We start from the raw sequence: 24,727 nt of genomic DNA, 5'->3' as shown, positions 1-24,727 counted from the left end.
CCGCCGACGAGAACGCGACGCACGACGTCGGATTGGGGAGGCGCGCCATGACGGAGGGCACGTCCGCGGCCGCACACCGGCCGCCCCCGTGGCTGCGCCGCGCTCTGCTCTACGTGCTCGCCGCGGTGGCCGCCTACCAGGCCGCGGTGTGGATGTTCCAGTCGCTGCGCGACTTCCTCGGGCTGCTGTTCCTGGCCTGGATCTTCGCGATCAGCGTGGAGCCGATCGTCCATCGCCTCGAGCGACGCGGCATGCGCCGAGGACTGGCGACCGGCCTGGTCATGTTCGGCCTGGTCGCGCTCCTGATCGCGTTCATCGGGGTCTTCGGGGCACTGCTGGTGGATCAGCTCGGGCAGCTGATCCGGTCGGCCCCCGACGTCGTGCGCAGCGTCGTGTCCTGGGCCAACGACACGTTCGACACGGACTTCCAGGCCGGCGACGTCGCCGACGCGCTCCAGCTGACGCCCGATCGGATCCAGAACCTGGCGCAGGACCTCACGCCCAACCTCGTCGGCTTCGTCACCGCCACCATCGGGGCGGTGTTCCAGGGCTTCACCCTGCTGCTGTTCGCCTATTACATGTCCGCCGAAGGGCCCAAGCTCCGGGACACGGTCTCCAGCCGGTTCCCGCCCCGGCAGCAACGGGTGATCTCGACGGTCTGGACCATCGCCATCGAGAAGACCGGCGGGTACGTCGTCTCGCGCCTGGTGCTGGCCGCGCTCAGCGCGGTCGTGACGGGGATCTTGCTGTCCGTGCTCGGCGTGCCCTACTGGCTGCCGTTGGCCATCTGGACCGGCTTCGTGTCGCAGTTCATCCCGACGATCGGCACCTATCTGGCCATCATCCTGCCGGCGCTGATCGCCCTCGCGGACCAGCCGAGCGACGCCGTCTGGGTGCTGGTTTTCGGCACGGTCTACCAGCAGATCGAGAACTACATCCTGGCGCCGCGCGTGACGGCGCGGACGGTGTTCATCCACCCCGCGGTCGCGTTCGGTGCGGTGATCGTGGGCGCATCCCTCTTCGGTCCGCTCGGCGGCCTGGTGTCGATCCCGGTGGTCGCCGCCATCGAGGCCGTCGTCCAGACCTACGGTCGCCGCTACGAGCTCGTGGGCGACGACGGTGGACGCGACGACGGGTCAGCCGCCGGTGCGGCAGGCTCCGGTCGAGCTCGACCGGAGTCCGTCCCCGGCGCCTGACCCGGCGGGTCAGTCCGCCTTCCGGCGGCCGATCTTCGAGCCCAGCCACGTGAGCGGGTCGTACCTGCGGTCCACCACGCGCTCCTTCAGCGGGATGATCCCGTTGTCGGTGAGGTGGATGCCCTCGGGGCACACCTCGCTGCAGCACTTGGTGATGTTGCAGTAGCCCAGGCCGAAGTCGTCCTGCGCGGCGTCGCGGCGGTCCTCGGTGTCGAGCGGGTGCATGTCGAGCTCGGCCAGCCGGATCATGAACCGCGGGCCGGAGAACGCCGCCTTGTTGCCCTCGTGGTCGCGGATGACGTGGCAGGTGTCCTGGCAGAGCCAGCACTCGATGCACTTGCGGAACTCCTGCGAGCGCTCGACGTCGACCTGCATCATCCGGTGGTTGCCGTCGGCGTCGCGCGGTTGCGGGGCGAAGGCGGGGATCCGCGCGGCCTGCTCGTAGTTGAACGAGACGTCGGTGACGAGGTCGCGGATGACCGGGAAGGTCCGCAGCGGGGTGACGGTGATGACCTCGGCCTCGGTGAACGTGCTCATCCGGGTCAGGCACATCAGCCGCGGGCGCCCGTTGATCTCGGCGCTGCACGAGCCGCACTTGCCGGCCTTGCAGTTCCACCGGACGGCGAGGTCCCCGGCCTGGGTGGCCTGCAGCCGGTGGATGATGTCGAGCACGACCTCGCCCTCGTTGACCTCGACGGTGAAGTCCTGCAGGTCGCCGCCGGACGCGTCCCCGCGCCACACGCGGAACCGGGCGTCGTAGCTCATGCCAGCTCCTCGAAGACCTCGGCCAGGTCGTGCGGCATCACGGGCAGCGGCTGTCTGCGGACGGTGACCGCACCGTCGGGGGACCGCTCGCAGATCAGGTTGATCTTCGCCCACTCCGCGTCGGCGGCCGGGAAGTCGTCGCGGGTGTGGCCGCCCCGGCTCTCCTCCCGTTCGAGCGCCGCCTTGGCCACGCACTCGCTCACCAGCAGCATGTGCGGCAGGTCCAGCGCCAGGTGCCAGCCCGGGTTGTACTGCCGGTGGCCCTCGACGGAGAGGTTCGCGACCCGCACCTTGAGCTGCTCGATCCGCTCCAGCGCCTGCTCGATCTCCGACCTCGTGCGGATGATCCCCACCAGGTCGTTCATCGTCTGCTGCAGGTCGTGCTGCACCGCGTACGGGTTCTCGCCGCCGTCCCGCTCGAACGGCGCGAGCGCGGCCCGACCCGCGTCCGCGAGGGCCTCCTCGGCGACCTCCACCCGGGCGCCGGACAGCTTCGACGCGTGTTCGGCGGCGGCCACCCCCGCCCGCCGCCCGAACACCAGCAGGTCCGACAGCGAGTTGCCGCCGAGCCGGTTGGACCCGTGCATGCCGCCGGCCACCTCGCCCGCGGCGAACAGGCCCGGGATGCGCGCCGCCTCGGTGTCGGGGTCGACCTCGACACCGCCCATCACGTAGTGGCAGGTGGGGCCGACCTCCATGGGCTCGGCGGTGATGTCGACGTCGGCCAGCTCCTTGAACTGGTGGTACATCGAGGGCAGCCGCTTGCGGATGTAGTCGGCGTCGCGGCGCGAGGCGATGTCGAGGAAGACGCCGCCGTGCGGGGAGCCGCGACCGGCCTTGACCTCGCTGTTGATGGCGCGGGCGACCTCGTCGCGGGGGAGGAGCTCCGGCGGGCGCCGGTTGTTCTTCTTGTCGGTGTACCAGCGGTCGGCCTCGTCCTCGGTCTCCGCGGTCTCCTTGCGGAAGAAGTCGGGGATGTAGTCGAACATGAACCGGTTGCCCGACGAGTTCTTCAGGATGCCGCCGTCACCGCGGACGCTCTCGGTGACGAGGATGCCCTTCACCGACGGCGGCCAGACCATCCCGGTGGGGTGGAACTGGACGAACTCCATGTTGACCAGGGAGGCGCCGGCCTGCAGCGCCAGCGAGTGGCCGTCGCCGGTGTACTCCCAGGAGTTCGACGTCACCTTCCACGCCTTGCCGATGCCCCCGGTGGCCAGCACCACCGACGGCGCCTGCCAGGCGACGAACCGGCCGGACTCGCGCCAGTAGCCGAACGCCCCGGTGATGCCTCCTTCCCGGCCCGCCCCACCACCCTCGGTCAACAGCCGGGTGACCGTGCACTCCATGTACACGTCGATGCCGAGCGCCACCGTGCGCTGCTGCAGGGTGCGGATCAGCTCGAGCCCGGTGCGGTCGCCGACGTGGGCGAGCCGGGCGTAGCGGTGACCGCCGAAGTCGCGCTGGCTGATCAGGCCCTCGGGGGTACGGTCGAACAGCGCACCCCAGTCCTCGAGCTCGCGGACCCGGTCGGGCGCCTCCTGCGCGTGCAGCTGGGCCATGCGCCAGTGGTTGAGCATCTTCCCGCCGCGCATGGTGTCGCGGAAGTGCACCCGCCAGTTGTCCTCGGGATAGAGGTTGGCCATGGCGGCGGCGATGCCGCCCTCGGCCATCACGGTGTGCGCCTTGCCGAGCAGGGACTTGCAGACGACGGCGGTGCGCGCGCCCGCCTCGTGGGCTGCGATCGCGGCCCGCAGGCCCGCACCCCCCGCCCCGACGACGACGACGTCGTAGTCGTGCCGCTCCAGATCCATCAGTGGAACCCCATGTTCAGAAGAAGCGGAGGTCGGAGATCGTGCCGGTGGCCAGCAGGAAGACGTAGAAGTCGGCGAACGCGACGCTGAACAGCGACGCCCAGGCGAACTGCATGTGCCGGCCGTTGAGCCGCGACACCAGCCCCCACGCCTTGTAGCGCAGCGGGTGCCGGGAGAAGTTGTTGATCCGGCCGCCGACGATGTGCCGGCACGAGTGGCACGACACCGAGTAGAGGAACAGCAGCACCGCGTTGGCCAGCAGGATCAGGGTGCCGAGCCCCATGTGGCCCCACGCGCCGGTCTCGTCCCGGAACGCCAGCACGGCGTCGTAGAAGAGGATGACGTTGATGACCAGGGCGGCGTAGAGCGCGTACCGGTGGATGTTCTGGCCGAGCAGGGGCAGCCGCGTCTCACCGGTGTAGCGCCGGTGCGGCTCGGCGACCGCGCAGGCCGGCGGGGACAGCCAGAAGGACCGGTAGTAGGCCTTCCGGTAGTAGTAGCAGGTCATCCGGATGCCCAGCGGGAAGATCAGGATGTAGAGCGCCGGGGAGATCCAGGTCGGCCCGGTGAAGAGCTCCGGGAAGGTGTCGCCCTCGCACGCCGTGGTGATGCACGGCGAGTAGAAGGGGGAGATGTAGGGCTCGGCGAAGTAGTGGGCGTTCTGGAACGCCCGGAACGTCGCATAGACGATGAACAGCACCAGCGCGACGACGGTGAGCAGCGGCTGGAGCCACCACCGGTCGGTGCGCAGGGTGCGGGCGGCGATCGCCGCCCGGCGCGGGGCGGGCCCCCCGGAGCCGCGGCCCGGGGTGACGGCCCCGGTTCCGCGTGGAGCGGTGGCCGTCACCGGACCCTGCGGCCCGGCGAGTCCATCGCCTGGTCGAAACCGTCGTCGTAGGCAGCCGCCTCGAACGAGGCGCGGTAGGGGTCGTGCACCGGTCGGGGCGGCACGCCGACCACCAGTGTGAGGTCCTCGCGCAGCCGAGCGATGTCCACTCGCAACCGGCGCGAGTCGACCGTGTCCCTGAAGTGCCCCGTCACCGCGGCGCAGGCCCGCTCCAGGGCGTCGATCGCCCCGCGGGCTGCTGCCACGTCCTGCTCCAAAGACATTCCTGCCCCCAGAACGCTCCCGGCCGCCGTCGTTGGCGACCGACCGAAGAAGACCACGAACCCGGCTCACGGGGAAGAGGGCGCGGTGACTGATGTCACAGGCAGTGCTCACTTCTCGTACGCACAGCCGCCGATCCACCCAGCGGACCGCCTCCCCAGCCCGTCCGCGGCGGTCAGTCCTCCGGCGGGCGGCGTCCCCACGCGGACACGAGCGGCGGGGTCGTCAGATCGAGGCGGCCGTCAGCGACGAGAGCGATGTAGGCGTCGACGTCCTCGGCGCTCAGGTGCCCGCGCTGGACGATCTCGTCGCGGATCTGGCGTGCGTTCGCCTGGTCGAGCGCGGCCACCGTGGGCAGGGCCACGGCGAAGTAGGCGTCGGCCTGTACGTCGACCAGACCGGCCGCCCGCATCAGCCGCGGCAGGCGCCGACCGAACCGCGGGTCGGCGCCGTGTTCCCGCAGCAGCGCCCGGAACTCGCCCTTCACCGTGTCCGCCAGGCGCTGCTCCGGGCCGTCCTCGTCGGGAGAGGGCCACTGCAGCAGGAGGACGTCGTAGTCCTCGACGAGGAGCCAACCACCCGGGCGCAGCGCCGAGACCATGCGCGTGAGGGCCTCCTCGCGCGCGACGACGTGGCTGAGCACGAGCCGCGCGTGCACCAGGTCGAACCCGGCGCCGGGCGGATCGTCACGGGCCACGTCCTGCTGGACCACCTCGACATCGCCACCGGCCCGGCCGGCGAGCCACCGCGTGTCCAGATCGGTCGCCACCACCAGGCCCCCCGGCGCCACCCTGGCGGCGAGCGCATCGGGGATCGAGGGACCGCCCGCGCCGACCGCCCAGCACCGCCAACCGGGTGCCGGGCCCAGGGCGTCCACGTGCCGGAGGGTGACCTCGTCGAAGACCGCGCCGAGCGCGGCGAAGCGCAGCTCGGCCTCTGCCGCCCGGTTGTCGAGGAGGTACGCGTCGGTGGCCACAGGGCGGCTCCCAGGTTCTCGGGCCGGAGAACCCGGCCCGATGGACGCAGTGTTCACCCCCCGCCGGCCGGAACGCCAGGGTCCCGGTAGGCCGGGGAACGACACCCGGGCGAGGATGGGCGGGTGACGGACACCGAACGGGCATACGATGTCGTGGTCTACGGGGCGTCGGGCTTCGTCGGCCGGTTGCTCGCCGCCTACCTGGCCGAGCACGCGCCGGCTGACGCCCGCATCGCGCTGGCCGGCCGGTCGCGCGCGCGGTGCGAGCAGGTGCGGGCCGGGCTGCCCGCCGCGGCCCGTGACTGGCCGGTGCTCGAGGCCGACTCCACCGATACCGCCTCGCTCGCGACGCTGGCCGCGAGCACCCGGGTCCTGGCCACGACCGTCGGCCCGTACGCGCGGTACGGGATGCCGGTCGTCGAGGCCTGTGCCCGCGCCGGCACCCACTACGCCGACCTCACCGGCGAGGTGCTGTTCGTCCGCGACGCGATCGACCGGGTCGACGCCGTCGCGAAGGGGAGCGGCGCCCGCATCGTGCACGCCTGCGGTTACGACTCGATCCCCTCGGACCTCTCGGCCTTCCTGCTGGCCGAGCGGGCCCGGGCCGACGGCGCCGGCGGGCTGCGCGACGTGCGGCTCGTCGCGACGCTCAAGGGCGGCCTCAGCGGCGGGACGATCGACTCGATGCGCGCCCAGCTCGAGGCGCTGCAGCAGGACCCGTCCCGGCGTCGCGTCGTCGGCGACCCGTACGCGCTGAGCCCCGACCGGGCCGCCGAGCCCGACACCCGCCAGCCGCGGGACGCCGGGCCACCGGCCCGGACGCCCGACGGCCGGTGGACGGCGCCGTTCGTGATGGCGCCGTACAACGCCCGGATCGTCCGGCGCAGCAACGCCCTGCAGGACTGGGCGTACGGGCGGTCGTTCAGCTACGGCGAGGTGATGGGCTGCGGGCGCGGCCCCGTCGGCGCGATCACGGCCGCCGGCGTCACCGGGGGGCTGGTCGGGGCGCTGGCGGCCATGGCCTTCCCGCCCACCCGGGCGCTGCTGGACCGGGTGCTGCCCGCACCGGGCTCGGGCCCCGGCGAGGACGCCCGCGTGAACGGCTGGTTCCGGATGGTCGTCGACGCCGGGACGGAGTCGGGACGGCGCTACCGGGCCACGGCCGGGGGATCCGGCGATCCCGGCTACGCCGCGACGGCGGTCATGCTCGGGGAGAGCGCCCTGGCCCTCGCCCTGGACGGCGACCGGCTGCCCGACCGGGCCGGCTCGCTCACCCCGGCCACGGCGATGGGGAACGTGCTGGTCGAGCGGCTGCGGGCCGCCGGGCACACATACGAGGTCGCGCCGGCCTGACCCCGCCGGCCGGGCCTCAGCCGGTGAGCTCGAGGACCTGCATCGTGTCGGCGCGGACCTCGGCGAGCAGCGCGGGGTCCTCGGCCAGGCGGCGGCCGTAGGAGGGGATCGCCTCCTGGAGGGCCGGGCGCCAGGCCGGGATGCGGTCGGGGAAGCAGCGCTCGAGGAGGGCCAGCATCGCCGAGACGGCCGTGGACGCACCCGGGGAGGCGCCGAGCAGGCCGGCGATGCTGCCCTGGCCGCCGACCACCAGCTCGGTGCCGAACTGGAGGACGCCGCGACCGGTGTGCGGGTCCTTCTTGATGACCTGGACCCGCTGGCCGGCGGTGATCAGCTCCCAGTCGTGCTGCTCGGCGGTCGGGACGAAGTCGGTGAGCGTCTCGTGCCGCGCGTCCTGGGAAGCGAGCAGCTCCCGCACCAGGTAGGCGGTGAGCGGGATGTTCGCGGCGCCGGCGGCCAGCATGGGGCCGAGGTTGCCCGGGCGGACGCTCTTCGGCAGGTCGAGCAGGGAGCCGGCCTTGAGGAACTTGGGGGAGAAGCCCGCGTACGGACCGAAGAGCAGCGAGTGGTCGCCGTCGATCAGGCGCAGGTCCAGGTGCGGCACCGACATGGGCGGGGCGCCGACGGCGGCCTGGCCGTAGACCTTGGCCTGGTGGGCCGACACCAGCTCGGGGGAGTTGGTGCGCAGGAACCGGCCGCTCACCGGGAAACCTCCGAACCCGGCGATCTCCGGGATGCCGGCGCTCTGCAGCAGCGGCAGGGCACCGCCCCCGGCGCCGACGAAGACGAAGCGGGTGCGCACGACCCGGCGCTCCCCGGTGCGCTGGTCGCGGACGCTGACGATCCACCGGCCGTCGGTGTCGCGGTCGAGGCGCTGGACCCGCTGCTCGCAGAAGACCGTGGTGCCCCGCTGCGCGGCGTCCTCGAGCATCAGCCGGGCGAGGGACCCGAAGTTGACGTCGGTGCCGGCGGTGGACCGGGTGGCCGCCACGACCTCCCGCGGGTCGCGGCCGGCCATCATCAGCGGGAGCCATGACGCGATCTCGTCGGCGTCGTCGGAGTACTCCAGGCCCTCGAACAGCGGGTGGGCCGCCATCGCGTCGTGTCGGGCCCGCATGTAGCGGCGGCCCTGCTCGCCGGTGACGAAGCCGATGTGCGGGACCGGGGTGATGAACTCCTTCGGCGCCCCCGTCATGCCGCCGCGTACCAGGTGCGACCAGAACTGCCGCGACACCTGGAACTGCTCGTTGATGGTGGCGGCCTTGGTGGGGTCGACCCGGCCGTCGGGGCCGGCGGGCGTGTAGTTCAGCTCGCACAGCGCCGCGTGCCCGGTGCCGGCGTTGTTCCAGGCGTCGGAGCTCTCGGCGGCCACGTCGGGCCCGGCCTCGAAGACCGAGACGTGCCAGTGCGGCGCGACGACGCCGAGCAGCGCGGCCAGGGTGGCGCTCATGATGCCGCCACCGATGAGGACTACGTCGGGGTTCGCGCTGTCGGGCACGGGGGAGGACGTCACGGCTCGCTCTCTGGCTTCGACCTGGGGAGGGGCGCGGATCGCGCCGTCCTCCTGATCGTCGGTCGGGACCGGGCCGGACCACCAATGCGACCGGTGTGAGCTTTCCCAACTGCGTGATCTGCACCATGACGAGCCCCGGACCACCGAGGGCGTACTCACCCGACCGGGCGACGGGCCAGCATCCGCGCGATCGCCGGACCCACCCCGGAGGGGTCGGGGACGACGGCGGCGACGTGCCCGTCGGGGCGCAGCACCCACGCCTCGTCGGGCCGAGCCCCGAGCGTCGCGGCGAGCAGGCCGCCGCCGTCGAGGTCGCGGATCCGGTGCACGGCGACCGGGACGTCGGCCGGCACCGACACTCGGCCCGGGGCGACGTCGTCGCCGAGCAGCACGGTGACGCCGTCGCGGGCCAGCCGGCGCAGCCGGTCGAGGTCGAGGCGGTCGGGCACGGTCACCGGGCAGTCGGGCACCAGCACCCCCGGGGCCGGGACGGGCACGTCGCCCTTGGGTGGCCGGCCCGGGAAGGGACGGCGGTCGTCGGGCGTGGTCAGGGGCGAGTCGACGTACCAGAAGGGTTCGGCCAGCCGTCCGGAGTCCACCTGCGCGCGGGCCGCGGGGTCGGCCCGCGCCCGCTCCAGGACGTCGCGGCGGTGCCGGGCCTCCTCGTCGGTGCGGGGCACGAGGAACCGCATCGTGGCGGTCGTGACGTCGAGGTTCTCCAGGGCCGCGGCGTGCCGCTCGGCGTGGTAGCTCTCCAGCAGCGACTCGGGGGCCCAGCCGCGCAGCACGAAGGCGATCTTCCACGCGGCGTTCTCGGCGTCGAGCACCCCGGAGTTCAGCCCCCGGGCGCCGAACGGGGAGACGAGGTGGGCGGCGTCGCCGGCGACGAGGACCCGGCCCACGCGCATCCGGTCGACCACGCGCGACGAGAAGCGGTAGACCGACTTCCACACGATCTCGTAGGGCCGGTCGCCGACCACCTGGCGGATGCGGCGGTCGAGGCCGCCGGAGGATTCCTCGGCGGCGAGGTCGAAGTCGGGCGGCACCTGCCAGTCGATCCGGAAGGTCGAGTCCGGGCAGGGATGGATGAGCACCTGGCGGCCCGGGTTCCACTCGGGGTCGAACCAGAAGCGGCGCTCGGTCTCCCAGCCGGGCAGGTCGGTGCGGATGTCGCAGATGAGGAAGCGGTCGTCGAAGCTCTCGCCGTCGAACGAGAGCCCGAGCGCACCGCGCACCGCGTCGCACCGTGAGCCGGAGCAGGTCACGGCGTAGGACCCGGCGACGGCGACCGACCCGTCGGGCGTCGCGCAGGTCACGGTGACACCCGCCCCGTCCTGCTCGATCCCGGTGATCGCGTGTCCCCAGCGGACGTCGATCAGCGGCTGCGCCGCGATGCGCTCGTCGAGCAGCCGCTCGGTCTCCGACTGCGAGATGTTCACGAACGGGGGGAACGGGGACCGGCCGCGGTCGACGAAGGAGAAGCTGAACACCTCGGCGTCGCGGTGGAAGGTGCGCGCTGTCGTCCAGGTGACCCCGCGGGCGGCGACCGCGGCGCCCACACCCACGGCGTCCCAGACGTCGAGGACGTCGCGTTGCTGGCAGATCGCCTTGCTGCCGACCAGGTCCCGGGCCGGGCGCGCGTCGAGCACCACCACCGGCAGCCCCCAGCGGGCCAGCAGCAGCGCCGTGGTCTGGCCGACCGGCCCGCAGCCGAGGACCAGCACCGGCGCGGGGCCCGGGATGCCCACGCCGGGTCAGCCCTGCAGCTCGTCCCAGACCTGGCGGTCGCGCTGCGCCGTCCAGATCACCGGCCGCTCGATGCCGTCGAGCTCGTCCCAGAGCCGCGCGACGTCGAAGGGCAGGCAGTGCTCGAAGATCGGCCAGTGGCCGAACGTCGGGGCCAGCGCCTCATGGGTGGCGTGGAACGCGTCCTTCAGGGAGCCGCCGGAGCGGTGGGCGGCGCCGACGGTGCGCTGCATCGTCAGCAGGAAGTCGCGGGTCTGCTCGACCGCCGCGTCGACTTCCTCGCGGCCGCGGGCGATCGCGCCACGGCCGCCGATCAGCTGCCGCGCACCGAGGGCCTTGACCCGGTCGAGCGTCCCCGCCGCCCAGTCGAAGTGGAACGCGTCGCCGGTGTAGAGCGCGGCCTGGGACTCCACGAGGTCGCCGGCGAAGACGATCTGCTCCTTGGGCAGCCACGCGACGATGTCGCCCTCGGTGTGCCCGCGTCCCAGGAACTGCAGCACCAGCTCCCCGCGGTCGCCCCCGAGCTCGATGGTGAGCGTGTCCCGGAACGTCATGGTCGGCCAGGTGAGCCCGGGGATCGAGTCGGGCTCCTCGAACAGGCGCGGCATCCGGCCGTACTCGCTCTCCCAGTCCTGCTGACCCCGCTCGGCGATCAGGGCCTTCGTCTGCTCCGAGCTGACGACGACCTCCGCGTCGAACGCGCTCGCGCCGAGCACGCGGACGGCGTGGTAGTGGCTGAGCACCAGGTAGCGGACCGGCTTGTCGGTGTGCTCGCGCAGGCGGGCGAGCCAGCGGCGGGCCGCGACCGGCGTGGCGAGCGCCTCGAAGCACACGAGGAAGTCCTCGCCCTCGATGGCGCCGACGTTGGGGTCGCCGTCGGCCGTGAGCGCGTAGACACCGTCGGCGAGCACCTCCAGGGTCTGCTCCTTGACGCCGAGATCGGCGGAGGACGCGAACGGCTTCGCTGCCATGCGGGGCTCCTGGTGCAGACGGAATCGTGCAGTGGGAACGGTTCCACAGTGCCAGGGACACGGTAGGGCCGCGCAAGGGTGCGAGGCCGGCGTCGCCCCGTCCCGTGCGCCTCCCTAAGGCTCTGGTGCGGGCAGCTCCGGTACCGGATGGTCGCGGAATGACCAACTACGTGCTCGTGCACGGTGGTTTCGTCGGCGGCTGGTACTGGCAGGAGGTGGCCGACCTGATGCGGTCGCACGGTCACCGGGTCGAGGTGATCGAGCAGCTGCCCAGTGCCGGGCCGGAGCCGGCCGCGCTCGGCGATCTCGCGGCCGACGCGGACCTCGTGCGCTCGGTCGTGGCGGCCGTGGGCGAACCCGTCGTCCTGGTGGGGCACTCGTACGGCGGCATGGTCGTCACGGAGCTCGCCGACGACCCGGCGGTCGCGCACGTCGTCTACCTGAGCGCGTTCTGGCCGCAGCGCGGGCAGTCGGTCGACGACTTCCTCGGTGGTCAGCTGCCTGACTGGATCGTGCCGCACCCCGACGGCACCGTGACGGTGACCGAGGATCTCGACGTCGCCAGGAAGGCGTTGTGCGCCGACATCGACGCGACGACCGCCGCGGCCAACCTGCGACGCTTCGTGCCCCAGTCGGTCTCCAGCCTGCAGGCCGCCAGCACCGGACCGGAGCGCACGCACCCCGCGACCTACATCATCTGCGAGCAGGACAACGCGATCCCGCCGGCGGCCCAGGAGCAGATGTCGTCCGGCGCCGACCACGTCGAGCGTCTGGACAGCTCGCACCAGGCCATGGGGTCGATGCCTGCGAGCCTGGCGGCGCTCCTGGAACGCACGTCCTGACCGCCCTCGCGGATCGACGCTAGAGCCGGGTGACGGTGAGCCGGACCGAGCCGCGGTTGTTGCCGTAGAAGCCCCACGCGTCGTTCGGGAAGGCGTGCAGGTAGCCGGGCCGCTCCACCCGCGCCGTCGCGCCCGTCCCCACGAGCAGGTGCTGGTCCTCGTGGCGGGTCTTCCCGGCGGCGTCGGTCTCCTCGTTGGCGACGGCCGCGATCAGCGACAGCCACGGCAGCGCCGGCTCCCGCCGGGCGCCGAGCACCTCGGCGTCGGGGTTGTTCAGCAGCCGGCGGAGCGCGTTCTGACCGATGCCGACGAGCCGGCTGAGCGTCCCCCCGGAGTGGTGCAGGCCCGAGGACTCGCCGTCCGGCCCGCTGGGGTGCCCGGCGCTCTGCCAGCGACCGCTCGCGGTGATCCGGTAGCGACCGGGCTCGAGCCAGAGGCCGGTGGCGGTCCACACCTGGTCGGCCGGCACCGTGACCGTGGCGTCGTCGCCGGGGCGGCTCAGCGTCCTGGTGCGGCGGTAGCCGGACGCCTGCTGGCGCTCGTACGCCGACGCGGCGACGCGGGGGTCCGGTTGCCGGTGGTCTACCCGCGGCACCGCCCGGGGCCGCGGCTGCATCACGACCTCCATCGCCGCGGCGGCCGGCCCCCGCCATCCACCGTGCAGCGCACCACCGGCGTCGGGCCGGAAGCCGCGGAACCGCCCGCGGTCGAAGACCAGGCCGACGGCGTCCGTGGCCTCGCGCATCATCCAGTCCAGTGCGCCGTCGCTGAGCCCCTTGTCCGCGTGCCCTCCGCCGACGTCGCTGTGGTCGCCCGGGAACCAGACCTGTTGCACGTCCTGCCCCGAGGCGACGTCGCGCCACAGGGTGGGCCGGAAGGGACCGCGCATCTCGTCGAGGGCCACGGCGTGGCGGGCGTGCGGGATGTGCCGGTTCAGCACGACGTCGAGGAACTCGTACCGCTTGCGCGAGCCGGTGAGATCGGGGACGCCGACGTAGGCGGGGATGCCGAGGGCGCCGACGGTGTCCCAGACGCCGATGAACGCGACGGGGATGTCGGGGTCCCCGGCCCGGTAGGCGAACCGGAGCCCGGCGCTCCACGACGTGTCGTCCGGTGCCGCGCGGGCGGTCCGGTACCGCGCGTACGCCCGGGCCACCGCGTCGTCGATCCCGCCGGCGTCCAGGCCGTTGCCGTCGACCAGGCCGACCCGGCCGATCATGCCGGCGAGGCTGCGCGCGGTGTAGGCGCCGCGGCTGAACCCGAAGACGGAGATGCGGTCGCCCCGGCGGAACTGCCGCACCAGCCAGCGGTAACCGTCGGTGATGGACCGGTCGAGGCCCGCGCCGGTGAGCCCGCCGCGCAGCACGTCCACGGGATTGCGGGAGACCCCCACGCCCCGCACGTAGAGGGGCTGCGGGTCGCCGGCCGCCGGGACGATCGCGGCGTGCAGGCGGCTCACGTTGCTGTGCGCGGCCACGCTCTGCCACGTGCCGTCGCAGCAGACGACGAGGTGCGCCATCGCTATCTCCCTGGCGTCTGCTCGGTGACCGGGCGGACGGCGCCGGTGCGCCGCCGCCCGGCCGGGCGACTCACTCGCGGACGGCGACCACCTGGACGACGTCCTCGTCGGCCTGCTCGTCGGCGCGCTGGTCCGCGTCGGTGGCCACCCGGTTGGACTCGAAGGTCGTGGACCCGCGGTTGCCGCGGCCGGACCGCTGCGCCGGCGGGCGGGCCGGGGCCGGCAGGGCGGCCGGATCGGCGCGGCCCCACTCGCTCTCGATGTCGCTGAGCAGCGCCTCCAGGTACGACCGCAGCTGGACCCGGCAGGCCTGGCCGAACGCCTTGAGGTAGGCGACCTGCTCCTCGAGCTCCTCGACGCTGCGCTCGCCACCGTCGGCCGTGGCCGGGGCGGGCCCCATCTTGGCGGCGGCCTCCTGGGCGGCCTGGATGATCGCGCCGGCGGTCTCCCGGGCCTCCCGGGTGACCTCCTCGTACTGGGACCGCGCCTCGGCAGTCACCTGACGGCTGAACTCCTCCGCCTCGGCGACGTAGTTGTCGGCGGTCAGCTGCGCGCTGGAGAGGATCCGCACCGCCTGCTCGCTCGGAGCCACCTGGGCGACGTGGCCCTCCACCTGGGCCTGGAGCGCGTGCACCTGGTCGCGGAGCTCGGCCTTCTCCTCGATCAGCCGGCTCATCTCCTCGGCGACCCGGCTCAGGACCCGGTCGACCTCGGCGTCGACGTACCCGGGCTTGAGCATCGACGCGCGGCTGAACTGCACGTGGTGCAGGTCGGCCGGGGACAGCCGCCGCTCGGGCTGGGGGTGCTGCTCTGGCTGGGGGTGCTGCATGGGTTGTGCGTGCTGCATGGGCTGGGGCTGATCCTGCGCGGTCTCGTGCTGTCCGCTGGTCATTCGGTCACCTCTCCGTCAACACTGGGCCCCATCCGGCTGGGGGCGAAGACCTCGCTGTGCAGTCGTCGTTGCGGCACCCCGTGCTGCAGGAGCCGCGAGACGGTGTCGTCCACCATCGGGGCAGGCCCGGCGACGCAAACCTCCCGGCTCAGCCAGGGTCCGTGGCGCAGCACCACGTCGCCGATGTCGCCGTGCTCCAGCGACGAGATCTTGTCATCCGACACGGCGACGGTGACGGTCAGCCAGGGGTTCTCCTGCTCGAGCCGCCGGAGGTCGGTCGCGTCGTAGAACTGGTCCTCGGTGCGGAACCCGACGTACAGGTCCACCCGCCGGGCCGGCCCGTGCCGGGCCACCTGGTCGACGAGCGCCTTCATGGGGGCCAGCCCCATGCCGCCGGCGACCAGCAGCAGGTCGCGGTCCGAGTCGGCCTCCAGGGCGAGGTGCCCCATCGGCGGGCCGAGCCGCAGGACGTCGCCCGCACCGACCCGGCGCACCAGCGCCGAGCTGACCGGGCCACCGTCGCGCGCCTTGACGTGCAGCTCGAGCAGCCCGTCGGGTCGCGGGGCGTTCGCGGGGGAGTAGTAGCGCCACAGCCGCGGCCGGAGGTCGGTCTCCAGCGACAGCGACTGGCCCGCCCGGTAGTCGTACCGGGCACGCGGGCGCACCTGCAGGACCGCGACGTCGATCGTGCGCCGGTCGTGCCCGACGACGTCGGCGTCCCACCAGGCGGGCTCCTCAGCGGCCTCGTCGGCCGCCGCGATCATGACCTGGGAGACGAGCGTGTAGGCCTCGGTCCAGTCCTTGGCGAGCTCGGGGCTCCACTGGTCGTCGAAGTGCTCCAGCGTGGCGAGCAGGCTCGAGCCCACCGCCGGGTAGTGCGCGGCGAGCGTCCCGAACTTCCGGTGGTCGCGCCCCAGCTGCTGGAGGATCGGCACCAGCGCGTCGAGGTCGTCGACCCGGGCGACCACGTCGCCGAGGGCCGCGAACAGCCGGTCGCGCTGGTGCGCCATCGACACCGGGAACATCTGGCGCGTCTCGGGATGGCTCAGGAACAGGTGCGAGTAGAAGTACAGCGGGGCCTCGTCCCCGGTCGCCGCCGCCTTGGCGAAATTGGCCCGCATCGCGGAGATGTCCACGCGCGCCTCCTCAGGAATGTGCGTCGCCACCCGGCCGCCTGCGCCGCCGGGTGGGAGTCGATGGGTGGGGTGCGCTCAGCCGAGCGGGGCGAGGGCGTGGTGGCCGACGCCGGGCGTGTCCTCGGTGACCAGATCGGCCTGCCAGAGGTCGGGCCCGAACACCTCGTACTGGATGTCGCGCGCGGGCACCCCGCGCTCGATCAGTGCGCTGCGGATGCCCTGCATGAAGGGCAGCGGGCCGCAGAGGTAGTACGCCGCGTCGTCGGGCAGCTGGACGTCGTCGAGGTTCATCACGCCCGGGTGGACCTCCACCGGCAGCGTGGTGTTGGCGCCCTGCTCGTACCAGACGTGCGCCGTGCCACCCGGCAGGGAACGGACGTCGGCGAGCACCTGGCGGCGCAGCGCGAACGAGTTCTCGTCGGCATCGGCGTGCAGCAGGGTGATCGGCAGGCGGGAGCGCGCCGCGGTGAGGTGCGACAGCATGCCGGCCATCGGCGTGATGCCGATCCCGGCGCTGGCGAACACCACCGGGCGGGAGTCGTCGAGGACGACGTCGCCGAAGGGCAGCGAGAGGGTCAGCCGGTCGCCGACGTGGACGTGGTCGCAGAGGAAGTTCGACACCTCGCCGTCCGGCTTGCCGCCGCCGTGCACCCGCTTGACGGAGAACTGGCGGTGCTCGCCGTCGTCGGCCTTCGTCAGGCTGTACTGACGGGGCTGGCGCACGCCGTCGGGCATGGGCACCTGGACGGTGACGTACTGGCCGGGCAGCGACGTCCGGACGAGCCGGTCGTCGGTGCGGCGCATGCGGAACGTGACGACGTCGTCGGTCTCCTGGTGGCGCTCGGCCACCTCCCACTCGCGCCAGACCGTCTCCGGCCGCACGCCGCGGGCGCTGTACAGACCCCGCTCCTGGTTGATCAGGGCGTAGGCCATCAGCCAGTAGACCTCGTCCCAGGCGGCGGCGACCTCGGGGGTCACGGCGTCACCGAGCACGTCGACGATCGCCCAGAACAGGTTGTCGTGGACGACGTCGTACTGCGCCGGGGTGATGCCCAGCGAGGCGTGCTTGTGCGCGATGCGCGAGAGGAGGTGGTCGGGCAGCTGCTCGGGCACCTTCACCAGGGAGCTGGCGAACACGGCCACCGACCCGGCCAGGGCCATCTGCTGGGTCCGCTCCGCCTGGTTGCCGCGGTTGAAGAGGCCGTCGAGCAGTTCGGGGTGCTCCCCGAACAGGTGGGTGTAGAAGCGGCTTGCGATCTCCTCGATGTTCTCGGCGACCACGGGAAGGGTCGCCTCGATCACGGGTCGGGATCGGTCGGAAAGCACGTGTTCTCCTCGCCAGTCGACTTGCCCCCCGCTGGCAGCGGTCACGTTCCGCTTGTCTGTCGCTACCCGTTCTACTCGATCTGAGGCATGAGGCAAATCGTCGGGCGTGTCGCGCACGGTCCGCAGCGGCCCGCTCGCCCCCGCTCCCGACCCCTGGCCGGTGGCCTCCGCGAACTGGCAACCTGGGTGCGCGCGAGGGCGGCCCCGGGCCGGGGCGGCCGACCCGCGAGCCACGAAGGGGAGCCACGATGATCTTCATCACCGCCAAGTTCCGGGTACGTCCGGAGGACGCCGACGCCTGGCCGGAGATCAGCCGGAGCTTCACCGAGGCGACCCGCGCCGAGCCCGGCTGCCTGTGGTTCGACTGGTCGCGCAGCCTCGACGACCCGACCGAGTACGTGCTCGTCGAGGCCTTCCGCGACGACGCGGCCGGGAACGCGCACGTCACGTCGGAGCACTTCGCGGCGGCGCGACGCGAGCTGCCGCCCCACCTCGCGGAGACCCCCCGGATCGTGAACTTCACGGTGCCCCAGGACGGCTGGTCGGAGCTCGGCGAGCTGGCGGTGGACCGCACCGGCTGAGCCGGTCGGCCCCGGATCCGTCGACGCCGCGCGACCCGGGCGTCCAGGGCGGCAGGATGAGCGTCATGGAGCCCGACCTGGAGCCGAATCTCGACGAGTTCCTCCTGGCCCGGATCGCCGAGGACAAGAGGATCGCCGTCGACGCCGCACAGGCCAGCGGTCGGGAGGACTGGCAGGTCGACGACCTGCGCGCCGCTCTGCCCCAGCACCTGGTCGCCGAGCACGCGGCGCGGTTCGACCCCGCACGCATCCTGGCCGAGTGCTCCGCCAAGCGCGCGACCGTGCTCGCCTGCCGCGCGATGGGGCCGGACCTGCACTTCCTGGGCAGCCGGCCGCACGGCATGCCCGACTTCCCGATCGCGCCGCACGACCAGCACCAGCTCGCCGCCCTCACGCTCGCCCTGCTGGCCCGGCCCTACGCCGATCACCACGACTACCGGCCGGAGTGGCGCCCCTGAGGGACGTGCGACCCGCGGCGACGGGCCGGTCGACTCCTCCGGCCACCGACGGGCGCGGGCACGGTCGTCTCCCATGGGGTCGGTCGGGGACCGCGCGCTGGACGATCGGATCGCGCGCGTCCTGAACCGTCACGCGGCGGTCGGCCTGGCGGTCGGCGTGGTCCGCGCCGGGGCCCCCGCGTCGTTCTCCACGCACGGCCTGGCCGACGTCGTGTCGGGCACGCCGGTCAGCGAGGACACGGCCTTCCGGGTCGGCTCGATCACCAAGACGTTCACCGCGATCGCGGCGATGCAGCTGGTGGAACGCGGCTGGCTCGGCCTCGACGCCCCCGTCGCCGACCACCTGCGCACGTTCCGGCTGGTGGCCGCCGACCCCCGCTGGCGGCCGGCGACCCTGCGCCACCTGCTCACCCACACCGCCGGCATCGGCGAGGTGCGCCGGCCGGGGGACCTGCTGCGGCCCGTCTTCGGGGAGATGGTCCGGCCGGGCCGCCCGGTGCCGCCACTGGCCGCGTACTACCGCCGCGGAGTGCGCCTGCGGGCGGAGCCGGGCACGCGGTGGCGCTACACCGGGCACGGCTTCGCGGTCGTCGGGCAGGTCGTCGAGGACGTGACGGGGGTGCCGCTCGGCCGCTACCTCCGGCGGCACTTCTTCGAGCCGCTCGGGATGACCGGCACCCGGCTCTCCCCGCCTGACCCGGTCGGGCGCCTCGCGACCGGCTACGCCCTGGGTCGCGCCGGGGTACGTCGGGTGCCCGACCTCCAGCAGGTGACGGCGGCCGCGGGTGCTGCCGTGTCCACCCCCCGGGACATGGCGCGGTACCTCGCCGCCCTGCTGGGCGGCGGCGCCAACGCTCACGGGGCGGTCCTGACCCCCTCGTCCATGGCGACGATGTTCGCCCCGCAGTACCGGCCCGACCGCCGGATCCCGGGGATGGGGCTGGCGTTCTTCCGGGGGGATGCAGGCGGTCGCGCGGTCGTCGAGCACGGAGGTCTCGTGCCGGGCTTCGACTCGCAGATCGTCGTCGCACCGGACGACGGGGTGGCGGTCATGGCGTTCACGAACGGCACGCGCGGCGGGATGTTCTGGCTGCCCGCGGAGACCGACGTCCTCCTGCGCGCCGAGCTCGGCATCGCGCCGGAGACGGTCCGCGGCGACGTGCCGCAGCGGCCCGAGTCCTGGGGGGACCTCTGCGGCCGGTACCGCCTGCCCGGCCCACTCACCGATGCGCGGGCGCGGGCCATGGCGGGCGCGGGGGTCGACGTCGTCGTCCGAGGTGACCGGTTGTGGCTCCGCGTCCGCACGCCCGTCCCGGTCGCCCGGCGGGGGTTCCCGCTGCACCCCGACGACCCGGCCGACCCCGACGTGTTCCGGCTCGACCTCTCCCGCTTCGGCATGGCGACCGCCCGTGTCGTCGTCAGCCGGGCCCCCGACGGGCGGGCCTGCGCCGTCCACTTCGACCGGGGGCAGCTGCTCTCGGCGCACCGGCGGGGGACCCGACCCGATCCGGTCACCGATCGACAGGAGGAGCAGCCATGCTCGACGTCGCACCGCTCGACCTCGAAGCCCGGACCGCCGGCATCCTGAACCGGCACCCTGCCGTCGGCCTGGCGGTGGGGGTGGTGCGCGACGGCGCGCTCGCCTCGTTCTCCGCCCACGGCCTGGCCGACATCGCGTCGGGACGGCCGATGGACGAGGACACCGTCGTCCGGGTCGCGTCGATCACCAAGACCTTCACCGCGGTCGCGGTGATGCAGCTCTGGGAGCGGGGTCTCGTCGACCTCGACGCGCCCGCCGGCGACTACCTGCGCGCCTACCGGCTGATCCCCGCCGATCCCGGCTGGCCGCCCGTGACGCTGCGGCACCTGCTCACCCACACCTCGGGCATCGGCGAGGAGGTGATCCGCTCGCGGGCGCTGCGCCGGGACTTCGGCGAGAGCGTGCCCGAGGGGCGCCCGGTGCCGACGCCGGCGGAGTACTACGGGCGGGGGATCCGGGTCGGCGCCGAGCCCGGCACCCGGTTCCGGTACACCGACCACGGGCCGACGACGGTGGGCCAGATCGTCGAGGACGTGAGCGGGCTGCCGTTCGACCGGTACCTGCGCGAGCGCGTCTTCGCGCCGCTCGGGATGACCGACACCGACATCGTCCGGACCGACCGGATCGCGGCGCGCCTCGCCACGGGCTACACGCTCGGGCGGCGCGGCCCCCGACCGGTCGCGCAGCGGAACTGGGTGACGGCCGGCGCCAGCAACGCCTACTCGACCCCCCGCGACGTGGGCCGGTACCTCGCGGCCCTCCTGGGCGGCGGCGCCAACGAGCACGGCTCGGTGCTCGAGCCCGGCACGCTGGCCATGATGTTCGCCCCGCAGTACCAGCCCGACCGCCGGATCCCGGGCATGGGGCTGGCCTTCTGGCGCGGTACCGCCGGTGAGCACCCGGTCGTCGAGCACCAGGGCCTGCTGCCCGGCTTCGACTCGGAGATCGCCCTGGCCCCGGGTGACGGCGTGGGCGTCATGGCGTTCTGCAACGGCACCCGGCAGGGTGCGATGTGGGTGCCCGCCGAGACCGGGCGGCTGCTCGGTGACCTGCTCGGCGTCGCGGAGGCGCCGATCCGCACCGACGTCCCGCAGCACCCGGAGATCTGGGCCGATCTCTGCGGCTGGTACGCCCTGCCCGGCCCGGTGACCGACGTCCGGATGCGCGGCTTCATGGGACCGGGCGCGGAGGTGTTCGTCCACGGTGACCGGCTCCGGCTGCGGTTCCTCACACCGGTGCCCCCGCTCTACCGGGGGTTCGACCTGCACCCGGACGACCCGAGCGACCCCTACGCCTTCCGGATGGACTTCTCGGCGTTCGGGATGGGCGGCTGGCCCCTGGTGTTCCGCCCGGCCGACGGGACGATGGCGCTGCACTTCGATCTGATGCCGGTGTCGCTCGAGCGGCGTAGCGCGCGGACGAACCCGAGGCGGTGGGCGACCGGTGCGCTCGCCGTGACCGCGGCGGTGGGCGCGGGGTGGGCTACCCGCCGTAGGGCCGGGTGATGATCTCCAGCTTGTGCCCGTCGGGGTCGTTCCAGTAGACGCCCCGGCCGCCGTCGTTCGTGTTGATCTCGCCGGGGTGCTTCTCGAAGGGATCGGCCCAGTAGGGCAGGCCGCGCTCGCGGATGCGCCCGAAGATCTGGTCGAAGTCCTCCTCCGAGACGAGGAAGGCGTAGTGGCGCTGGTGGATCTCCGGATCGTCGATGTAGTCCAGCGAGACCCCGTTGTCGAGCTCGACGACGGCGAAGGGCCCGTAGGCCGTCGGCGGCGCCAGGCCCAGGAGGTCGGTGAGGAACTCCGCGGACTTCTGCTTGTCCCGCGCGGCGACGATCGTGTGGTTCAGCTGGACGGGCACGGGACTCCCTCCGTCGGCGGTCAGCGGAGCCAAGCACGCCGAGGCCTCCCGCGGGAGGGCATCGGCCACCAGGGCCCCCGCGTCAGCCCGCCGGCGCCGCCGCCGCGGTGGTCGACTCGAGGAAGTCCTTGAGGCGCCCCAGGAACTGGTGGGGGGTGCAAGGGCCGGACCGTCGGCCACACGTCCCGGGGTGGCCACGCGACGTGCGACGGCCCCGATCAGACGCGGAGGGGTTCGTGCAGCAGGATCTCGCTGCCGTCGGGGCGGTAGGTGTGCCATCGGCCGCCGTCGTCTCGTTCGATCGTGAAGCCGTGGTGGACCTTGGTGTGGTGCCGTTCGCAGAGGAGGGCCGAGTTCTCCAGGCATGTCTCTCCGCCATCGACCCAATGCAGAACGTGATGGACGTCGCACCACCAGGCGGGGGCTTCGCAGCCGGTGAACACGCAGCACTGATCGCGGGCGTCGACGGCGCGGCGCAGGTGCGGCGGGACCACCCGCTGGGTGCGGCCCAGGTCCAGCGGCACCGAGTCGGGGCCGATGACGATGCGGGTGACGCTGCCGTCGCAGGCCAGCATCCGCACCCGGGCGGCGGAGATCGCCGCCCCCAGGCCCGTGGTGCCCGCGCCGGGCCCCTCGGCCGGGTCGACCAGGTCTTCCACGCCGATCAGCACCCCCACGTGCGGCTTGACCGTGCGCAGCACCGGCAGGTCGCCGGCGGCCAGCTGCAGGTCGGCCAGCTGGACCAGCGCATCACCCAGCCGCTGGTCACGGGTGCGCAGGTCCCCCGCGCAGCGGCCCTTCGCGGCGATCGCCTCCAGCGCGGTGGCCACCTTCTCCCCGCCCACGGCGTCGAGGTCAAACCGGCCGGTCCAGCTGCCGTCGGGGTGCTGCACCAGCTTCAGCGACCGGCCCTCGGTCGGGTCCGGCTCGGACCCGTCGGGATCCAGCGCGGCCAGATAGGCGCCCACGGCCTTCTGCAGGTCCCGGTGCGGGGCGCTGACCGCGACCGCGACCAGCGCCGCCTCGATCGCGGCCCGGTCGACCCCGGCCGCGGCGGCCCGCTCCAGCGCCTGCGGGGTGCAGGTCTTGGCCAGCAACTCGACCTGGTCGGCGGTGACCCGCCCGGCCGCGCAGGCGGCGGCCACCGCCGGCAACGCTTCCTGCACCCGCCCGGCCGTCACCAGCGCGGTGACCGCCGACCCGGACAGCCGGCCGTGGGTGCGCAGCCAGGACTTCATGTTCTTCAGCCCGTCGCGCTCCGGGGCCTGGGCCAGCTCCGCGCGGCGCACGGTGCGGGCCAGCTCGGCGTCGAGCATGTTGCGGGCGCGCACCAGGGCGCGGGTGCGGTCGAGCAGATCGGCGTCGGAATGCTCGAACAGGTCATCGGCAGCCAGGGCGCTCAGCGCGTCCAGCGCCGACTCCAGCTCGCCCACGAGACCTCCCACACCCTTCGATCAGGTGTTCGAAGTGTACCGCTCAGGACAGCTCGGTGCAGCATGAATCCCCAGGTCAGAAGCCTGTCCACAGATCCGCGGCAGCCCTAGACAGGGGGCGGCTGACACACCTCGGGTCAGAGGTCGAGCGCCGTCGCATCGTCGGTCGCGCGACCGGCGCGTAGCGCGCGGACGGCGTCGATCGTGTCCGCCTCGGCCGGCGTCTTGTCCGGCCGGTACCGGAGGACGCGGGCGAACCGCAGCGCGACGCCGCCGGGGTAGCGCGGGCTGCGCTGCACGCCGTCGACGGCGATCTCGACGACGAGCTCGGGCCGGAGGAGGACGCCCCACTCCGGCCGCTCGCGCGCGAGGCCGGGGAAGGTGCGGGTCTGCCAGTCGAGCAGCTCGTCGGTCATGCCCTTGAACGTCTTGCCCACCATGACCGGCTCGCCGCCCGCTGGGTCGCGGGCGCCGAGGTGGATGTTCGACAGCTTCCCCGCACGCCGGCCGTAGCCCCACTCCGCGCCGAGCACGACCAGGTCGAGGGTGTGCACCGGCTTGACCTTCTGCCAGGCCTTGCCGCGGCGGCCCGCGGCGTAGGGGGCGTCCAGCGCCTTGACGACGACGCCCTCGTGCCCGGCGGCCAGCGCGTCGGCCAGCACCGCCCCCGCCTGCTCGGGGTCGGGGGAGCGGACGCCGGGCATGCGCAGGAGGGCGTGCGCCTCGTCGGCGAGAAGACCGGCCAGGGCGTCGAGCCGTACGTGCAGCGGCTCGTCGAGCAGGTCGCGCCCGTCGAGGTGCAGCACGTCGAACAGGAAGGGACTGAGCAGGACCGTCTCGTCCGTCGTCAGGCTGCCGAAGCGGCTCATCGTGTCCTGGAAGGCGCGCGGCCTGCCGTCGTCGTCCAGGGCGAGGGTCTCCCCGTCGAGGACGGCGGTGCGGCAGGGGAGGGCCCGGATGCGGTCGACGAGCTCCGGCACGCCCTCGGTGATCTCGCGCAGGCTGCGGGTCCAGACCCGGACGACGTCGCCGTCGCGGTGGACCTGGATGCGGGCACCGTCGAGCTTGAACTCCACGGTCACGTCGCTGCCGAGGTCGGCGAGCGCGGCGTCCAGCGACGAGCCGGGGCTGGCCAGCATCGGCTGCACCGGCCGGCCGACCTCGAGCCCCACCGCGTCCAGGGCGGCCACCCCGCCGGTCAGTGCGGTAGCGGCGGTCTCGGGCAACCGGCCCGACAGCATGAACGCGCGCCGCACGCTCGCGGCCGGCACGCCGGCGGCCAGCGCCACGGCGTCGAGCACGACCCCCTCCAGCGCGCCCTGCCGCAGGTCTCCGGTCAGCAGCCGGACGAGGAACCGCTGCTCCTCGGCGGTCGCCGCGCCCAGCAGCCCGGCGAGCGCCGCGTCGCGGCGGGCCACGGAACCCGGTCCGCCGGTGCCGGCGAGCTCGGTGAGGACGGCGTCGACGGCGGCAACGGTGAGCGACGGCGCCGCCGCCGGAGCGCCGGCACCCTTCGACAGCGTGCGCCAGCCGACCCCCAGCCGCCCCTGACGGACGTCCCCGGAGAGCCACGCGGACACCGGCTCGATCTCGCCGGAGCCGGCCCGGCGGAGGAGGTCGGCGATCGCCGATGCCTTCGCGCTGCGGGCCCGGGTGGCGGCGACCGCCGCCGAGACGGCGACGACGTCGGCGAGCAGCACG

The 24,727-nt window shown here is 73.5% G+C and carries 22 protein-coding genes; 7 read left to right on the top strand and 15 right to left on the bottom strand.

Annotated elements, in window-relative coordinates; all coding sequences use genetic code 11:
• Positions 1 to 47 precede the first annotated feature (47 nt).
• Positions 48 to 1,196 carry an AI-2E family transporter gene (locus ABD644_RS10900; protein WP_344688878.1) on the top strand — a complete coding sequence of 383 codons (1,149 nt, stop codon included), beginning with the start codon at positions 48 to 50 and terminating at the stop codon, positions 1,194 to 1,196.
• Positions 1,197 to 1,205: 9 nt separating this feature from the next.
• Here ABD644_RS10900 and ABD644_RS10895 read toward each other — a convergent pair whose 3' ends face one another.
• From ABD644_RS10895 to ABD644_RS10875, 5 genes are all read right to left on the bottom strand, one after another.
• On the bottom strand, positions 1,206 to 1,961 hold the full coding sequence (locus ABD644_RS10895; protein ID WP_344688877.1) for a succinate dehydrogenase/fumarate reductase iron-sulfur subunit: 756 nt from the start codon (positions 1,959 to 1,961) through the stop codon (positions 1,206 to 1,208).
• On the bottom strand, positions 1,958 to 3,775 hold the full coding sequence (locus ABD644_RS10890) for a fumarate reductase/succinate dehydrogenase flavoprotein subunit (protein WP_344688876.1): 1,818 nt from the start codon (positions 3,773 to 3,775) through the stop codon (positions 1,958 to 1,960). The genes ABD644_RS10895 and ABD644_RS10890 overlap by 4 nt, the downstream gene beginning before the upstream one ends.
• A 16-nt stretch (positions 3,776 to 3,791) precedes the next feature.
• Positions 3,792 to 4,622, bottom strand: coding sequence for a hypothetical protein (locus ABD644_RS10885; protein ID WP_344688875.1), 831 nt, complete (start codon positions 4,620 to 4,622; stop codon positions 3,792 to 3,794).
• Positions 4,619 to 4,867, bottom strand: a complete 249-nt coding sequence (locus ABD644_RS10880; protein WP_344688874.1) for a hypothetical protein — start codon at positions 4,865 to 4,867, stop codon at positions 4,619 to 4,621. Before ABD644_RS10880 ends, ABD644_RS10885 begins: the two co-directional genes overlap by 4 nt.
• 191 nt (positions 4,868 to 5,058) lie before the next feature.
• Positions 5,059 to 5,859, bottom strand: coding sequence for a methyltransferase domain-containing protein (locus tag ABD644_RS10875; protein WP_344688873.1), 801 nt, complete (start codon positions 5,857 to 5,859; stop codon positions 5,059 to 5,061).
• A 123-nt stretch (positions 5,860 to 5,982) separates the two neighbouring features.
• Between ABD644_RS10875 and ABD644_RS10870 the strand changes: the two genes are divergently transcribed.
• Positions 5,983 to 7,212, top strand: coding sequence for a saccharopine dehydrogenase family protein (locus ABD644_RS10870; protein WP_344688872.1), 1,230 nt, complete (start codon positions 5,983 to 5,985; stop codon positions 7,210 to 7,212).
• 16 nt (positions 7,213 to 7,228) lie between these two features.
• Here ABD644_RS10870 and mqo read toward each other — a convergent pair whose 3' ends face one another.
• From mqo to ABD644_RS10855, 3 genes are all read right to left on the bottom strand, one after another.
• On the bottom strand, positions 7,229 to 8,725 hold the full coding sequence (gene mqo, locus ABD644_RS10865; protein ID WP_344688871.1) for a malate dehydrogenase (quinone): 1,497 nt from the start codon (positions 8,723 to 8,725) through the stop codon (positions 7,229 to 7,231).
• A 155-nt stretch (positions 8,726 to 8,880) separates the two neighbouring features.
• Positions 8,881 to 10,473: an FAD-dependent monooxygenase gene (locus ABD644_RS10860; protein WP_344688870.1), complete on the bottom strand. Its 1,593-nt coding sequence runs from the start codon at positions 10,471 to 10,473 to the stop codon at positions 8,881 to 8,883.
• Between the two features lie 6 nt (positions 10,474 to 10,479).
• Positions 10,480 to 11,442: an MBL fold metallo-hydrolase gene (locus ABD644_RS10855; protein WP_344688869.1), complete on the bottom strand. Its 963-nt coding sequence runs from the start codon at positions 11,440 to 11,442 to the stop codon at positions 10,480 to 10,482.
• A 158-nt stretch (positions 11,443 to 11,600) separates the two neighbouring features.
• Between ABD644_RS10855 and ABD644_RS10850 the strand changes: the two genes are divergently transcribed.
• Positions 11,601 to 12,284 (top strand): alpha/beta fold hydrolase, encoded by a 684-nt coding sequence (locus tag ABD644_RS10850; protein ID WP_344688868.1) that lies wholly within the window; start codon positions 11,601 to 11,603, stop codon positions 12,282 to 12,284.
• A gap of 19 nt (positions 12,285 to 12,303) precedes the next feature.
• Here the strand turns inward: ABD644_RS10850 and ABD644_RS10845 are convergent, their stop codons facing one another.
• The 4 genes from ABD644_RS10845 to ABD644_RS10830 all read right to left on the bottom strand — a co-directional run bounded on the left by ABD644_RS10845 (position 12,304) and on the right by ABD644_RS10830 (position 17,157).
• The gene (locus tag ABD644_RS10845; protein ID WP_344688867.1) at positions 12,304 to 13,803 is read right to left on the bottom strand and encodes a DUF2235 domain-containing protein; all 1,500 of its coding nucleotides are present in this window, start codon (positions 13,801 to 13,803) and stop codon (positions 12,304 to 12,306) included.
• 70 nt (positions 13,804 to 13,873) lie between these two features.
• Positions 13,874 to 14,695, bottom strand: a complete 822-nt coding sequence (locus tag ABD644_RS10840; protein ID WP_344688866.1) for a DivIVA domain-containing protein — start codon at positions 14,693 to 14,695, stop codon at positions 13,874 to 13,876.
• Complete coding sequence (locus ABD644_RS10835; protein WP_344688865.1) at positions 14,692 to 15,831, bottom strand: globin domain-containing protein; 1,140 nt, start codon at positions 15,829 to 15,831, stop codon at positions 14,692 to 14,694. The genes ABD644_RS10840 and ABD644_RS10835 overlap by 4 nt, the downstream gene beginning before the upstream one ends.
• Before the next feature lie 75 nt (positions 15,832 to 15,906).
• Positions 15,907 to 17,157, bottom strand: coding sequence for a globin domain-containing protein (locus ABD644_RS10830; protein ID WP_344688864.1), 1,251 nt, complete (start codon positions 17,155 to 17,157; stop codon positions 15,907 to 15,909).
• 248 nt (positions 17,158 to 17,405) lie between these two features.
• Between ABD644_RS10830 and ABD644_RS10825 the strand changes: the two genes are divergently transcribed.
• From ABD644_RS10825 to ABD644_RS10810, 4 genes are all read left to right on the top strand, one after another.
• Positions 17,406 to 17,738: a putative quinol monooxygenase gene (locus ABD644_RS10825; protein ID WP_344688863.1), complete on the top strand. Its 333-nt coding sequence runs from the start codon at positions 17,406 to 17,408 to the stop codon at positions 17,736 to 17,738.
• 65 nt (positions 17,739 to 17,803) lie between these two features.
• Positions 17,804 to 18,196, top strand: coding sequence for a DUF6221 family protein (locus tag ABD644_RS10820; protein ID WP_344688862.1), 393 nt, complete (start codon positions 17,804 to 17,806; stop codon positions 18,194 to 18,196).
• Between the two features lie 73 nt (positions 18,197 to 18,269).
• Positions 18,270 to 19,784, top strand: a complete 1,515-nt coding sequence (locus ABD644_RS10815) for a serine hydrolase domain-containing protein (RefSeq protein WP_344688861.1) — start codon at positions 18,270 to 18,272, stop codon at positions 19,782 to 19,784.
• A complete protein-coding gene (locus tag ABD644_RS10810) occupies positions 19,733 to 21,241 on the top strand; it encodes a serine hydrolase domain-containing protein (protein ID WP_344688860.1) in 1,509 nt (502 codons plus the stop codon). Before ABD644_RS10815 ends, ABD644_RS10810 begins: the two co-directional genes overlap by 52 nt.
• Here ABD644_RS10810 and ABD644_RS10805 read toward each other — a convergent pair.
• From ABD644_RS10805 to ABD644_RS10795, 3 genes are all read right to left on the bottom strand, one after another.
• Positions 21,219 to 21,593: a VOC family protein gene (locus ABD644_RS10805; RefSeq protein ID WP_344688859.1), complete on the bottom strand. Its 375-nt coding sequence runs from the start codon at positions 21,591 to 21,593 to the stop codon at positions 21,219 to 21,221. The two genes, ABD644_RS10810 and ABD644_RS10805, sit on opposite strands and share 23 nt — an antisense overlap.
• Positions 21,594 to 21,811: 218 nt before the next feature.
• Positions 21,812 to 23,026 (bottom strand): HNH endonuclease, encoded by a 1,215-nt coding sequence (locus tag ABD644_RS10800; protein ID WP_344688858.1) that lies wholly within the window; start codon positions 23,024 to 23,026, stop codon positions 21,812 to 21,814.
• A gap of 137 nt (positions 23,027 to 23,163) precedes the next feature.
• Complete coding sequence (locus tag ABD644_RS10795) at positions 23,164 to 24,726, bottom strand: ATP-dependent DNA ligase (protein WP_344688857.1); 1,563 nt, start codon at positions 24,724 to 24,726, stop codon at positions 23,164 to 23,166.
• Position 24,727 lies beyond the last annotated feature (1 nt).

Origin of the sequence: Blastococcus jejuensis (genome assembly GCF_039534705.1) — a bacterium.
GTDB lineage: Bacteria > Actinomycetota > Actinomycetes > Mycobacteriales > Geodermatophilaceae > Blastococcus_B > Blastococcus_B jejuensis.
The sequence above is the reverse complement of the archived record's forward strand: the minus strand, read 5'-3'. Positions and strand labels throughout refer to the sequence as shown.

Coding starts and splice junctions, on each gene's coding strand:
- ABD644_RS10840 (WP_344688866.1), bottom strand. CDS start 14,695: ATGACCAGCGGACAGCACGAGACCGCGCAGGATCAGCCCCAGCCCATG.
- ABD644_RS10900 (WP_344688878.1), top strand. CDS start 48: ATGACGGAGGGCACGTCCGCGGCCGCACACCGGCCGCCCCCGTGGCTG.
- ABD644_RS10815 (WP_344688861.1), top strand. CDS start 18,270: ATGGGGTCGGTCGGGGACCGCGCGCTGGACGATCGGATCGCGCGCGTC.
- ABD644_RS10810 (WP_344688860.1), top strand. CDS start 19,733: ATGCTCGACGTCGCACCGCTCGACCTCGAAGCCCGGACCGCCGGCATC.
- ABD644_RS10895 (WP_344688877.1), bottom strand. CDS start 1,961: ATGAGCTACGACGCCCGGTTCCGCGTGTGGCGCGGGGACGCGTCCGGC.
- ABD644_RS10820 (WP_344688862.1), top strand. CDS start 17,804: ATGGAGCCCGACCTGGAGCCGAATCTCGACGAGTTCCTCCTGGCCCGG.
- ABD644_RS10825 (WP_344688863.1), top strand. CDS start 17,406: ATGATCTTCATCACCGCCAAGTTCCGGGTACGTCCGGAGGACGCCGAC.
- ABD644_RS10850 (WP_344688868.1), top strand. CDS start 11,601: ATGACCAACTACGTGCTCGTGCACGGTGGTTTCGTCGGCGGCTGGTAC.
- ABD644_RS10855 (WP_344688869.1), bottom strand. CDS start 11,442: ATGGCAGCGAAGCCGTTCGCGTCCTCCGCCGATCTCGGCGTCAAGGAG.
- ABD644_RS10845 (WP_344688867.1), bottom strand. CDS start 13,803: ATGGCGCACCTCGTCGTCTGCTGCGACGGCACGTGGCAGAGCGTGGCC.
- ABD644_RS10890 (WP_344688876.1), bottom strand. CDS start 3,775: ATGGATCTGGAGCGGCACGACTACGACGTCGTCGTCGTCGGGGCGGGG.